The sequence below is a fragment of the Aeromonas sp. FDAARGOS 1416 genome, from assembly GCF_019048085.1.
GTDB classification, from domain to species: Bacteria; Pseudomonadota; Gammaproteobacteria; order Enterobacterales; family Aeromonadaceae; genus Aeromonas; species Aeromonas veronii.
This window is the reverse complement of sequence record NZ_CP077301.1, coordinates 2,212,877-2,226,588: the sequence shown is the minus strand read 5'-3', so window position 1 is coordinate 2,226,588 and position 13,712 is coordinate 2,212,877. Positions and strand designations below refer to the sequence as shown.

Below are 13,712 nucleotides of genomic sequence, written 5' to 3'. Positions count from 1 at the left end.
GGCCGCCGGTCGGGTGAGGTGCAAGGCATCACCAAAAGGGCTGGCGGCAAACGGGGCGCAGCTGTATCAGTGCGCACGGCTCCCTGTGAGCGGACCGGTTTGGCCGGGGCACAGGGTCAAGGCAAGGCAGCAGAAAGCGGACAAGCCGAGGCTTGTCGCTGCCGCAAGAGAAGGACTTTCTAGTGGCGCAGCACCGACAGCATCAGATGTCGGCGTGGCCAGGAGGGAGGGTGAGTACCGCGCGAGCGCAGGAAGGGATCCCGCAACCAGTTATCAAGCAGTGACGCTGCGACGTTGTTGCCAAGTAGCAAGGGAAAGAGCAGCAGAGCGACCAGTACCCCAAGCAGAGTCATCGCGCCGAAGGAGGGGGCATTGATGCCTGTCTGCATCTGGCACTCATCGCCCATGGCTGACCCATTGTCCCCCTGATGGCAGGAGAGGGGCATGCCATCGCCCGGGTGATCCATAGCGGGCATTGCATGAGAGATATCGCCATCCGCCATCGCCATGGATGAATCGAACATCACCATCGACTGGGCGCTGCTTGGGGTCGGCTCGGAGGAGAGGGGAGAACCATGCCAGCTGATGCAGAGAGTCAGATTGCAGACGAGCAGCAGCGCCAGCAATAGCCGGGCCAGAGCAACAGAGGGCAATCTTGCAGCAAGCTGGGTGAGTGACAATCCGGGCATCCTTCGGGAGCAGATGGCGGGACTGTAAACCTTGCCACGAGGTGAAGGTCAATGGCGCCGGTGATGTAATAGAGGTGCTGTGTTGGGGGGAGGATATTTAAGCAATGCTTAACCATTGCGTATGCCCAACCCTAATGAAGCATGCCCCTCATCCCGTTAGGATGCCCTCTGTCAGTTACCACGATGGCGTGATGGTTCACTCTTGTGCTCCGGCATAAATGACTGCGGCAGGAGTGCTTGCCGACCTTATCCATCCCGTGACGCCATGAGCGAGCAGTATAAAGCCGCAGGTCTCCCGGATGCTGACAATCAAAGAGTCAAACCGTGTTTTTGAGCAGCACACCTTGCCGGGTGCTCACCATGTTCACTATTCAGGAGTATTGAAATGCAGCCACGACTGCTGTCGCTGATGCTTGCCGCTTTGCTGAGTCCATCAGCCATGGCTGGCGGCCTTGCCCTCTACGAGACCAGCACTGCCAACAGTGCGCTGACCAACGCAGGGTCTGCCGCCCGTGCCCAAGGGGCAGATACTATCGCAAGCAACCCGGCCGGTATGACCAAACTGGAAGGTACCCAGTTGCAGGTCAATGGCGGTGTGGTATACGGCGACCTTGAGCTGGATCTGGACAACGGCGGTAACAACGGTGGAAATGCCCTGCAGACCGCGCCGCTCGGCAGCCTCTATCTGACTCATGCCATCGACGATCAATGGGTCGCAGGTATCGGCGTCTTTGGCAGTCACGGTCTGGGTATCGATTATGGCGATGGCTGGGATGGTCGTGGTTATGCCCAGTCGGCCAAGCTGACCGGCATCGCCTTTGCTCCGAGTCTGGCGTACCGCATTGACTCAAATTGGTCGGTGGGAGCCAGCCTGATCGCCATGAATGGTTCGCTGGAAGCCTCTGTGGATCTGACGTCCGGGATGGGGGAAGGTCGGGAATTCTCCAACAGCGACTGGGCGTATGGCGCCTCCTTCGGGGTACTTTACGAGCTGGATCAGCACTCCCGTATCGGCCTGAGCTACTTCTCCGAACTGAAGTGGGAGCTGGAAGATCAGCTCTTCCCACGTGCTGATGTGGCAGGTCTAGGGGTCGAGATCATGATTCCGCAGACCATTACGCTAAGTGGCTATCACCAGCTCAACGACCAGTGGGCCTTGCTGGCCAGTGCCAACTGGCAGCAGTGGTCCCGTTTTGGCGATATCGGTGTAGCATCTGCCATGGGCAGCCAAACCATTGATATGAATTACAAGGATACATGGCATGCCAGCCTGGGGGCACAGGTTGATGTCACCCCTGCACTGCGTTTGAGCAGCGGAATCGGCTATGACAGTAGTGCAGTGAGTGATGAGTACCGTACTGTGATGCTTCCAGTGGGTTCTGGTTGGCGCTGGGGTCTGGGGGCCAGTTATCAGTTGAGCCCAGCCACCAAGGTGGAAGCCAGCTATACCCTGGCCTGGCTGGGTGATATGCCAGTGGATCAGGACGGGATCGGTCGCCCGCACTTGTCCGGCAGCTACAACAACAGCTACCTGAACTTCTTCAACATCGGTGTGCAACACCAGTTCTGAGTTGTGAGCCTTGCAAGCCTTCACTGGTTGGGGGCTTCTCCATCCTGCCCGTCGCGCCGATCCGGCGCGTTATTAGCTGGGTGGCTCGTGAGGTCCACTTGTTTGCTCATCCGTTACTCAAGGAACAACATCAAATGTCATCACAATCAACCTCTGCGTTAGCGCGGTGGCTTTGGCGCCTGACGTTTATATTGGTCACGGTCGCTCTGGTTGTCTTCTTCTCGAAAGGTGCCCACATCTATCCAATTGAGGCGACCAAGTTCAACCATGCTTTGCCAGCCATCATGGTACTGCTTGATTCCGAGATCTTTATGGGGGTGATTACTGTGATCACTCTCTATGTGGTCCTCTATCTGGTCTATCTGCTGTGGCAACTGCATGAGATCGCTGTGCATCGTGCCAAGGTGTCTGAGTCGGTGCATGTCACCCTGGTGTTTGCGCTCTCCTTGTGCGGACTGTTTATCGACAAGACCTGGTGGGTGCTTGCCGTCATCATCGCCTTTGCCCGTTGGGATGTGCTGAGCGAGCGGATGAGCCTTATTATCGGCCATGGTATTCGACGTGGCCGTCATGAGGGGGAGGCATCATGAAAGAGATCCTGCTGCCCTATATCCTGATCGTCTGGTTGCTGGTCAAGCTGAACATATTGCCTTGGAACCTAAAAACGGGTTTTTGGAGTACCGCAATTGGCGCGTTATTGGCGCTTGGTTTGTTGACTACCTCTCGCCATTTGGCTCCGGTGGATTTTACCGATTCGGCGACGGTCAAGGCACCTCATGCGGTGTTGGGACCCTTACTAGGCATCAACCAGTTTCATCAGATAGATCAGATTTATGTTGCGCATAATCAGCGCGTTGCGCGTGGTCAGCCCATTTATAGTCTTGCGGACTGGGAGAGTAACGGTAAGTCTCGGGCGTTGAGCTATCAGATTGACGCCCAGCATGCCCAGGTGGCGTCAGAGGTAAGCCAGCAGCGAGCGATCCAGTCACGACTGAACCTCAATCACAAGGAATTGGCTCGGCTGACCCAGTTGGGTAACTTTGCCAGTATTCAGAGCCGTGACCAGCTGCAGACCCAAATTGATGGCGATCTGGCGCAACTGAGTGCCAGTGAAGCGAAGGTTCAGGCGATTGAAGCTCAGGTGTTGAATCTGGAGACAGAGCTGGCCTTGCAGGAGCGACGGAATGAAGAGAAGGTGATCAGGGCTCCGTTTGATGGCCAGGTCTCGATAGTCAATATTGCCAGCGGTTCCCGTACCGGCAACATGCACCTATACGACACTTCTCGCAAGTTTCTGGAGTTTCGCATTCCGGATCAGAGTTTTCGCAACATAGCACCAGGCCAGTTTGCCGAGTTTTATGTAGATGCCTATCCCGGGCGCATCTTTCGGGCACGGGTGCACTCAGTACTTACTGGTACGGGGGAGGCCCAGATGAGTGTTGCGCAGGGGGATCAGGATGTACGACAGCATGTGGGTAACAACATGTCGAGCCATGGCCGGACAGTGGTGCTCGACATGCTGGTGCCGGACGGTGTGGACCTGCCAATTGGGGCAACCGGCTCAGCCTGGATTTCGGCACATAAACCCCATCCGCTGCTTGGCTTTATCGACATCATCGGTGCCGCCACGGTACGCCTCAAAGCGATGAAGGCCTATCTGTTTGCGATGTAACGGACTGACATAAAAAAGCCCCTCCGTGAGGGAGGGGCTTGGTGAGCTTTACCGGAATAGTCAGGCCCTTTTTTCCGATCCTCTCATGATGAGGCGGAAGAAGAGCGGGATAAAGAAGATGGCGATAAAGGTGGCCGCCAGCATGCCGCCGATGACCGGCCAGCCGAGGGCGTGACGGCTTGCCGCACCGGCCCCGCTGGAGGTGACCAACGGCACACAGCCGAGGATGAAGGCGAGCGAGGTCATCACGATGGGACGGAAACGCAGGCGCGCCGCCTCCAGTGCCGACTCGATGAGGCTCATCCCCTCTTCGTGCTTCATCACCGCGAACTCCACGATCAGGATGGCGTTCTTGGCGGCAAGGCCGACCAGGGTCACCAGCCCGATCTGGAAGTAGACGTTGTTGGTCAGCCCCACCAGCCAGGTGGCGAGCAGGGCACCGAACAGGGCGAACGGTACCGCGGTGATCACCGCAAACGGCAGGCTCCAGCGTTCATACTGGGCAGCCAGAATGAGGAAGATCATCACGATACCGAAACCAAAGGCCATGCCTGCGCTGCCTGCGGCCGCTTTCTCCTGATAGGCGGAGCCGGTCCACTCCAGCTTGGCGTCGTTGCCAAGAGCTTCATTAGCAACCTCTTCCAGCGCGGCGATGGCCTGACCCGAGCTGTAGCCGGGGGCGGGCTGGGCCATGATCTTGGCGGCCTGGAAGATGTTGAAGCGTTCGACCAGTTCGGGGCCGGTGGCATCACGCACCGTCACCAGACTGCTGAGCGGGATCATCTCCCCTTTGTCGGAGCGGACATAGACATTGCGGATGTCGCTCTTCTTGGCGCGATAGTCTGCCTCGGACTGCAACTGCACCCGGTAGGTACGGCCGAACTGGTTGAAGTCGTTGACATAGACCTGACCGAAGGTGGCCTGCATGGTGTCGAATACCGCGTTGATCGGCAGCCCCAGCGCCTTGGCTTTTTCGCGATCCAGGTCGAGATAGACCTGTGGCACGTTGGCGCGGTAGGTGCTGGTGACGCTGGCAAACTCCGGGCGCGCCTTGGCCGCTTCGAGGAAGCGCTGCACTTCGCCGGAGAAGGCCTGGGCGTTGCCGGTGCCACGGTTTTGCAGATAGGCCTCAAGGCCACCTGTGGTGGACATCCCCTGAATGGGAGGCGGGTTGAAGGAGGCGACAAAGCCATCCGCCAGTCCCATCAGGCTCAAGCCCTGGAAGGTCTTGGCCAGTGAGAAGGAGTCCTGCCCGGCCCCTTGACGCTCGCTCCAGTCCTTCAGGGTAATGAAGGTCATGCCGCTGTTGCTGATGATGGCATTGGAGAGAATGTCAAAGCCCGAGAAGGTGATCACATCCTTCACATGGGGGTTGGCCATGGCGATCTTGTCGAACTGATCCGCCACTGCCTGGGTTCGGCTCATCGCGGCCGCATCCGGCAGCATGACGGCGGAGATGAGGTAGCCCTGATCTTCGTTCGGTACCAGTTCGCCCGGCACTTTCAGGAAGAGGCCGTAGATGGAGAGGATCAGCACGCCGATGATGGCAAAGGCGACCCCCACCCGACGGTTCAGGAAGGCCACACCGCGTACATAGCCGCGGGTCAGCTGGTCAAATTTTTCGTTGAACCAGACGAAGAAGCGGGCCGGTTTGTGATGTCCCTCTTTCAGCAACACGGCACAGAGGGCCGGGGAGAGGGTCAGTGCCACCAGACCGGAGATGGCGACCGAGACCGCGACAGTGATGGCAAACTGTTTGTACATCACCCCTGTCATGCCGCCCATAAAGGCGACCGGCAGGAACACGGCGCAGAGTACCAGCACGATGGCGACCACCGGACCGGAGACCTCCTGCATGGCGAGGATGGCCGCCTCCTTGGCGGAGCACTTCTTCTCGCTCATGATCCGCTCGACGTTTTCGAGCACCACGATGGCGTCATCTACCACGATACCGATGGCGAGCACCATGCCGAACAGGGTCAGCAGGTTGATGGAGAAACCGAGCACCAGCATGCCGGCGAAGGTCCCGATGAGCGACACCGGCACCGCGATACAGGGGATCAGGGTGGCGCGGAAGTTTTGCAGGAACAGGTAGACCACCACGAATACCAGTACGATTGCCTCGAACAGGGTGTGTACCACCTCTTCGATGGAGATCTTCACGAACTCGGTAGTGTCGTAGGGGATCTGGTACTCGATATCCTGCGGGAAGCGCTCCTTGAGTCGCTCCATGGTGGCATGCACCGCATCGGCGACCGCGACGGCGTTGGCGCCCGGTTGCAGATAGGTGGCAATACCGATGGCCGGTTTGCCGTTGGCGCGGGCGACCAGATCATAATCCTTGCCCCCCAGCTCGACCCGGGCGACATCGCGGACCCGGATCTTGGAGCCATCGGGCATGGAGCGGACGATGATGTTCTGGAACTCCTTCACATCCTCAAGGCGCCCCTTGGTCTGCACCGTGTAGGTGAAGTCGATGGGGGCCGTGGTGGGTTGGGCACCGATCTTGCCTGCCGCGAACTGGGTGTTCTGCTCGCGAATGGCGCCGATCACGTCGCTCGGGGTGAGCTCGAGCTGGGCCAGTCGATCCGGCCGCAGCCAGATACGCATCGCATAGTCGGTACCGCCAAACAAGGTGGTATCACCGATGCCGGGAATCCGCTTGAGCTCGTCGATGATGTTGAGCAGGGCGTAATTCGACAGATAGGTGGTATCAAACGAGCCGTTCGGTGACTGGAGGGTGACCACCTGCAGGATGGAGGTCGATTTCTTCTTGACCGTCACCCCCTGCTTTTTCACCTCTTCCGGCAGCTGGGCCATGGCGGCCGAGACCCGGTTGTTGACGTTGATGGTGGCCTGATCCGGATCGGTGCCGATCTCGAAGTAGACGTTGAGGTTCATCTGGCCGTTGGAGGCCGACCCCGACTGCATGTAGATCATCCGCTCGACGCCGTTGATCTGCTGCTCCAGCGGCGCAGCCACGGTCTGGGAGATCACCTCCGGGGTTGCGCCCGGATAAAACGCCGTGACCGAGACCACCGGCGGGGTGATCTGGGGATATTGCTCGATGGGGAGCGCTCGCATCGCCGCCAACCCGCCCAGCACGATAATGATCGAAATCACGCTGGCGAAGATGGGACGTTCTATGAAGAACTTGGAAAACATACGGGCTCCTTACTTGGCCGCAGACTGGCTGACCACCTTGCCGGTGATCGCTTTCATCTCGTCGGCAGAGACAGGTTTCACCACGGCGCCCGGGCGAGCCTTCATCAAGCCTTCGACGATATAGCGCTCACCTGCCTGCAGGCCGCTCTCGATCAGCACGCCGGAGTCGACTGCCGCGCCCAGTGTCACCGGACGGGGCACTACCTTGTTGTCGGCATCGACCACCATCACCATGCGGTCAGCCTGGGACTGCACGATGGCGCGGGGCGGCACCACGATGGCGTTTTTGCGGGTGCCCAGATCGATGGTCATGCGGACAAACTGGCCCGGCAGCAGTACGCCGTCCTTGTTGTCGAAGATGGCCCGGGCACGGATGGTGCCGGTCTGCGGATCGACCCGGTTGTCGGAGAAGTTGAGCTTGCCCGCCTCCGGATAGAGGGAGCCATCGGCCAGACGAATATGGGTGCGCCAGGTGGTGGCATCCTTCGCCTCAATCACCCCTTTCTTTACCGAGTTTTCGAAGTTGAGGCGATCCTGCTCCGAGTAGGAGAAGTTGACGTAGAGCGGATCAAACTGGGTGATGGTAGTGAGCAGGCCGTTGTCGCCGCTGGTGGAGATAAGGCTCCCCTCGGACTGGGAGCTCTTGCTCGCCATGCCGTTGATGGGGGCAGTCACCTGGGTGTAGCTGAGGTTGAGCTCCGCCTCTTTCACCTTGGCCTGAGCGGCCTGATGACTGGCGATGGCCGCTTCGTAGTTGGCGATGGTGTCGTCATAGTCCTTGCGACTCACCACCTGACGCTTGAAGAGGGGAATGATGCGATCCCGGTCGGCACGGGCCTTGTTGAGACGGGCCTGCTCCTGAGCCAAAGTCCCTTTGGCCTGCTCCAGTGCCACCTTGTAGGGCTCAGGGTCAATCAGAAACAGCTCCTGACCGGCGGTAACCGGCTGGCCTTCTACATAAGTGCGCTTGAGCAGGATGCCACTGACCCGGGAGCGCACATCAATCTCGCGAAAACCGGCGGTCTCTCCCACCATCTCGGTGGTGAGCGGCACATCGGTCAGCTTGACCTCGGCGACCACCACAGGGACGGCGGGCATGGTCTGTGCCGTCTGGGTCGTCTCGCCGCCACAGGCACTCAGACCGCTGATCAGCGCCAGGGTCAGCAAGCTGCGTTTGTAAACCTCTCTTCCGGCATTGGACACCTTCATCATCACACTCCTGTTGGATCGATTTCGGCTGCTGCGTTCAGCATGTTTCTCCATACACATCATTAACTTCATGATTAAAAAAACAACTTCTTTATGATTGGAATGGGAGATGATAGGTCGGCAACCTTGAACACAACCTTCTCAAAGTGGCAATTAGGGTTGCCGATTGACGAAAAAAGTCTGACTTTTCCGATATGGACGGGGGTCTTCGGGGATGTTCATCCCGGGCTCGGGCTCTTTGCAACCGTATCACGCCAGCCACTCCTTGCTGCAAAAAATAAGGTGCCATAAGGCACCTTGTCTGGATGGTTTTTTTTACGCCCTTTTATCGCAGGCAACCGCGAGCCGCTTCACAGTTTACGAATTCGTCGCGACTCATCGGTTAATCTTGCGCCGCATCAGGCGAAGCAGGCCCAGATGGGGGCGTGGTCGGAGGGTTTCTCGATGCCGCGCAGCTCGTAGTCGATGCCGGTCTCGGTCACCTTGTCCTTGAGGGCGTCGGAGGCCATGATGAGGTCGATGCGCAGGCCACGGTTCTCGTCAAATCCCTTGGAGCGGTAGTCAAACCAGGAGAAACGCTCGCACTCGGTGGGATTGGCGGCGCGGAAGGTGTCGGTCAGGCCGAACCCTTTCAGTCGCTCCATCCATTCGCGCTCGATGGGCAGGAAGGAGCATTTGCCATCCCGCAGCCAGCGTTTGCGGTTTGCCTCGCCGATGCCGATGTCGAGATCGGTGGGGGAGATATTCATATCCCCGATCAGCACCAGCTGGTCGTCCGGGGTGTGGTTGGTCTCCAGATAGTGCTGCAGATCCTCGTAGAACTTCTGCTTGGCCGGGAACTTGGTCTCGTGATCCTGGCTTTCACCCTGCGGGAAGTAGCCGTTCATCACCTTGATGAGAGAGCCGTCTTCACGTTCGAAGGTGGCCATGATCATCCGGCGCTGGGCCTCTTCGTCATCGGTGGGGAAGCCTTTCTCCACCTTGACCGGCTTCTGCTTGCTCATGATGGCGACCCCGTAGTGGGCCTTCTGGCCGTGAAACTCTACGTGATAGCCCATGGCTTCCACATCGGCCAGCGGGAATGCTTCATCGTGCACCTTGATCTCCTGCAGGCCGATCACATCGGGCTGGTGCTTGTCGATGATGGCTTGCAGTTGGTGCAAACGGGCGCGCAGGCCGTTGATATTGAAAGAGATGATCTTCATGTCCGGGATGCTCATGTCATTTTTATAAGTGGCTATTGGACTAGGAATCGGCGGTGGATGCAAGTTTGGCCGCGGGCCTACATCAGTGGCAGGCACCGCGGGGTGGGCAGAGGTGTCAGCGGGTCATCTTTTTGACGAATACCACCACAAACAGCGCCAGCGTAAAGCTGCCGGTGAAGGCTTCGAAGGCGGCGAAGATCCTGGAGAGCCCGACCGGAGTGAAGTCGCCGTACCCCAATGTGGTGAAGGTGACCACGCTGTAGTAGAGGCATTCGAGCAGGAAGATGGCATTTTGCTCGAGCGGGGCACCGGGCTGGTAGATGAGGTGCTCGCCCTGAAAATGCAGTCCGCAGAAGAAGTAAAAAATGCTGCAGATAAAGATGAGCAGCAACGAGAAGAGCACCACCCGCATCGGGGCCTCGCCATAGCCGCAGAAGAGATCGACCACCCAGGAGGTAAAACGCTGGGTCGACCAGAACGGCAGTTGCAGGCGGCGCATGGTGAGCTCCTGCTGGATATAGTTGCCGGACATGGTGAAGATCCCCTGTGCCTCGGAGGCTTTGCGCAGATCCCGGTAGGTCTCTTCCGCCTCCTTGAACCAGATGCGCGCCTGTTTGGGATCCCGTTCGCGGCGCCCCTTGCGATCCTGCATCACCCGTTTGCCGGTCTGCATGTTGTCGAGCCGGGTGTTGTGCCAGCGGATGCCGAGCAGGTTGACGTCATCGAGGGTGGCGCACTGGAGGTTGGCATCACTGAGATCGGCCTTCATCAGGCTGCCGCCCTTCATGCGCAGGCCGTAGAGGTGACCACCGCGCAGGTTGGCGCGATATAGGTTGCACTGCTCCAGCAAAAATCCCTGATCGGATTCCTTGTTGACCAGATTGAGGCCCGCCAGATTGGCCCGTGCCAGCTGCAGGCCGTGGCAGAGTCCGCCAGCGCGAACGTACTGTTCAAGCGCCTCGGCGCTGCGGGCTTCCTGATGGGTATGGTGGGGATCATGCCAGTGGCAGAGATCGTGCTCGCCAGCCTCTTCACTGCAGTGGCGGCCATCGGCCACCAGATAACGACACATCGCCATCTTCGTTTCCCTCGCATTGCCGAACTGGTTTCAGCATAGGCGGGGAAAAGGGGGCGTGGCGGCGTCTTAGCTGAACTGGTTGAACTCCTGACGCAGCTTGCGAAAACGCTCCTGCTGGGCCGGGTTGAGGGGGATGCCGTCGAGCACGTCCAGGGTGTCTTTGCACTCGGCACCAAACTCCGGGCTCTTGCGGTTTTTCTGCATCAGTTGCAGCAGCACCTGGATCTTGTTGAGAGCCGCACCGGTATTGGCGGGAGCGCGGCGCAGGGCCTCGCGAAAATGGCCGAGGGCCTGCTCCAGCTCGCCGCTCTGATAGGCCTTGATCCCCAGATCGTTGAGCTGCTGGTAACGCTGACGCCGCTCCAGCACCGTCTTGTCATCGCGGGTTGCCTGAATGCAGGTGGTGAGCAGCCGATCTTCGTCCTCTGCCAGCAGCCCCTGCAGGCTTTCGGCATATTCAAACTCGCCGAGCTGGTAGAGGGCAAGGATGGTCTCACCAAGCAGGACGGGGGGCATGGTGGCCGGTTCATCGAGCCAGTTCTGATTAGCGCGATAGAGCATCTTCTTGCCCTTGAGCAGCTCCCCCAGCGCAATCTGCACCCGGGCCTGACAGATCTGCTCGAACACCGGGTAGTTGAACTCCGACATCATCAGCGAATCGCGGATGCGCGACAGGGCCGAATTGACCTGCTTTTGCAGGTTGGCGATGTGGTAGCTGTCGTTGCTGTTGAGGGCGTAGAGGGTCAGGGTCTGGATATAGGCCCCCAGATAATGGGGCGTGCGGTGAATGGAGTTGCGTGACAGGTCGATCAGCGACATCAGCACATCCTTGGCCTGGGCGTAGTCGTGACGCTGCAGGCACACCTCCGCCAGCCGACGGGAGAGTTGCACCGACTGGGGGGAGATATCCACCGCCCGTCTGAGCTCCTGCTGCGCCTGCTCGTCATTGCCAAGGGCCAGCAGGGATTCTGCCAGCCAGAGGTGAGCCTCCACCATCAGCGGGGTATTTTTGAGGGTCGCCTGCAGATGGCTGACCGCCTCTTCGTGGAGCCCCAGGGTGTTGCACGCCTTGCCCAGCGTCAGGCGGGCCCAGCTGTTCTCCTGCCCGGCCAGCAGTTGGCGCATCAGGGAGCGCGCCTCCTGCGCCTGACCCAGCTTGAGGTGGGTATCGGCCTGCAGGCAGCGGCAGTAGTTGGCAAAACGGGGCACCGCATCGGCCCGCTCGGCACAGGCGGTAATGAGGGCTGCCAGATTGTCATCGGCCAGCGCGGTAAAGACGCTGGCCAGGGCGTTGCGCCGGGCGAGGGCACGCTTCAAGCGAAACGAGAACTGCTCCTGAGAGAAGGGCTTCATCAGGTATTCGTCGGGCTCGGCTTCCAGCGCGCTCAGTACCATGGCGCGGGAGCTGTCGCCACTCACCATGATCACCACGCTCTGGGGCGGGATCAGATCTTTGTCGCGCAGGCTCTCGAGCAGCTGGCGGCCATTCTCGCCAACCCCGAGATCGTAATCGATGAGATAGATGTCGAAACTGCCTTTCTGGCAGCGGCGCCGCGCATCCTCGGCGGTATTGGAGTAGGTGATGTTGCTGATACCCAGATTGAGCAGCATCGCCTTCATCATCACCTGAAACGAGCGCTGCTCATTGACCATCAGAATGCGTTGTGGCTTGGCTGGGCTCTTTTTCTCTGGCTCTTGTTCAGGTGTCTGCATCTGTCTGGGTCGAGGCGCTGCGGGCTGATGGGAGAAAGTGTGCCACCAAAGCGCCCGAAGAGGCAATTGGCCAAGTTGTCGATTGCGAACCATCTCCGTTTGTCCGCCTTTTGCCCGCGATGAGTGAAAGAGAAAGGCCCTGTTGCCAGGGCCTTGAACTCACCGTTTTTTCTCTGCCAGATAGGGAGCAAATTGCGGCGTGTACTCGGCCTTGAACCCCTGTTCGGTCTTGATGATGAGATAGACCGCCAGCTGGTGCTGCTTGGCAAATGTCATCCCCGCTTCAGGTCCCATCACCATCAGCGCGGTATCGAGGGCATCGGCCTCCAGCGCGGTCGGGGTGATGACGCTGGCGGAGACCAGCTTGTGGGTGACCGGCTGGCCGGTGGCGGGATCGATGATATGGGAGTAACGCTGGCCATCCAGCTCGTAGTAGTTGCGATAGCTGCCCGCGGTGCTGAGCGCCATGCCGTTGGGGATGACGATATCGGAAAACGCCCCCGGCTGATCGGAAGGTTCGACGATGGCCACTTTCCATGGCGAGCCCTTGCTGTTGTTGCCCTTGCTGCGCACCGCACCGGCCACTTCGATCAGATAGTTGTGTACCCCCTTGCCCTCGAGCAGGGTGGCGATTTCATCCGATGCCGCCCCTTCGCCAAGGGTGGAGAGGTCGAGATAGAGATCCGGGATCGTTTTTTCGAGCAGGAAGTGATCCCCTTGCGGGGTCAGGGTCAGCTTGTCGATCCCTACCTTGTGGCGGGCGGCGGCGATGGCTGCCTCATCGGGCCGCTTGACCGGCCGTTTGTCCGGGCCAAAGCCCCATAGATTGACCAGAGGCCCCACGGTCACATCCAGCTTGCCGTCGGTCAGCTTACCGGCATCCATCCCCTGCTGGACTATGATGGCCATGGCGGGCGGGATGGCAAACGGGGTGTTGGCGGGCCCCTGATTGAAACGGGAGATGAGCGAACCCGGATCGTAGGTGGAGATCTCTTTGTTCATCCGGGCTAGCAGGCTCTCTACGTCACTTTTGAGGGCGGGCTCCCCACCGGGATAACTATCGCTCAGGGTCACCACATAGTAGGTGCCCATGGTCTTGCCCTGAATACGGGTCTGGGCAGGCGGGGTGGGCTGGCAGCCGGCCAGCGCCAGCAGCAGGGTCAGCAGCAGGCCGCGCATGGCTGCCATGGGGGTTATCGCAATCATCCGGCGCTCTCATCTGGAGAAGGTTCATATCGGGGCGCTAGCTTAGCCAAGGGGCGCCCTTCGGGCGAGCCCTGATAGGGCCAATAGGAGGGAAAAGGGCAGAAAAAATTAAACATTTTTGAACCTGTGGCGGGAGTGGGTCGTATCGTCCATCCGTGAGGGAGATAGTGGCGAGTAGAGCACCGTCTGGTGACCTGGCCCGCAG

At 59.3% G+C, this 13,712-nt stretch carries 10 protein-coding genes; 3 read left to right on the top strand and 7 right to left on the bottom strand.

Annotated elements, in window-relative coordinates; genetic code table 11:
- Positions 1-179: 179 nt before the first annotated feature.
- Complete coding sequence (locus I6L46_RS09795) at positions 180-680, bottom strand: hypothetical protein (protein WP_182963563.1); 501 nt, start codon at positions 678-680, stop codon at positions 180-182.
- A gap of 394 nt (positions 681-1,074) precedes the next feature.
- On the opposite strand from I6L46_RS09795, the gene I6L46_RS09790 reads away from it, so the two are divergent.
- The 3 genes from I6L46_RS09790 (at position 1,075) to I6L46_RS09780 (ending at position 3,931) form a co-directional block, all read left to right on the top strand.
- A complete protein-coding gene (locus tag I6L46_RS09790; protein WP_216977980.1) occupies positions 1,075-2,259 on the top strand; it encodes an OmpP1/FadL family transporter in 1,185 nt (394 codons plus the stop codon).
- 191 nt (positions 2,260-2,450) lie between these two features.
- Entirely contained in the window at positions 2,451-2,849 is a 399-nt protein-coding gene (locus I6L46_RS09785) for a hypothetical protein (RefSeq protein ID WP_254203150.1), read from the top strand.
- Entirely contained in the window at positions 2,846-3,931 is a 1,086-nt protein-coding gene (locus I6L46_RS09780) for an HlyD family secretion protein (protein ID WP_124928954.1), read from the top strand. Before I6L46_RS09785 ends, I6L46_RS09780 begins: the two co-directional genes overlap by 4 nt.
- A gap of 60 nt (positions 3,932-3,991) precedes the next feature.
- On the opposite strand, the gene I6L46_RS09775 is transcribed toward I6L46_RS09780, so the two are convergent.
- The 6 genes from I6L46_RS09775 to I6L46_RS09750 form a co-directional block, all read right to left on the bottom strand.
- Positions 3,992-7,096 carry an efflux RND transporter permease subunit gene (locus I6L46_RS09775; protein ID WP_040067925.1) on the bottom strand — a complete coding sequence of 1,035 codons (3,105 nt, stop codon included), beginning with the start codon at positions 7,094-7,096 and terminating at the stop codon, positions 3,992-3,994.
- A gap of 9 nt (positions 7,097-7,105) precedes the next feature.
- Positions 7,106-8,305, bottom strand: a complete 1,200-nt coding sequence (locus I6L46_RS09770; protein ID WP_031227697.1) for an efflux RND transporter periplasmic adaptor subunit — start codon at positions 8,303-8,305, stop codon at positions 7,106-7,108.
- 398 nt (positions 8,306-8,703) lie between these two features.
- A complete protein-coding gene (gene xthA / locus I6L46_RS09765) occupies positions 8,704-9,510 on the bottom strand; it encodes an exodeoxyribonuclease III (protein ID WP_005337776.1) in 807 nt (268 codons plus the stop codon).
- A 115-nt stretch (positions 9,511-9,625) separates the two neighbouring features.
- Positions 9,626-10,588: an ion channel gene (locus I6L46_RS09760; RefSeq protein ID WP_216977978.1), complete on the bottom strand. Its 963-nt coding sequence runs from the start codon at positions 10,586-10,588 to the stop codon at positions 9,626-9,628.
- Between the two features lie 66 nt (positions 10,589-10,654).
- Positions 10,655-12,301 carry a tetratricopeptide repeat-containing response regulator gene (locus tag I6L46_RS09755; protein WP_216977977.1) on the bottom strand — a complete coding sequence of 549 codons (1,647 nt, stop codon included), beginning with the start codon at positions 12,299-12,301 and terminating at the stop codon, positions 10,655-10,657.
- A 159-nt stretch (positions 12,302-12,460) separates the two neighbouring features.
- Positions 12,461-13,507 carry an FAD:protein FMN transferase gene (locus tag I6L46_RS09750; RefSeq protein WP_216977976.1) on the bottom strand — a complete coding sequence of 349 codons (1,047 nt, stop codon included), beginning with the start codon at positions 13,505-13,507 and terminating at the stop codon, positions 12,461-12,463.
- Positions 13,508-13,712: the final 205 nt, after the last annotated feature.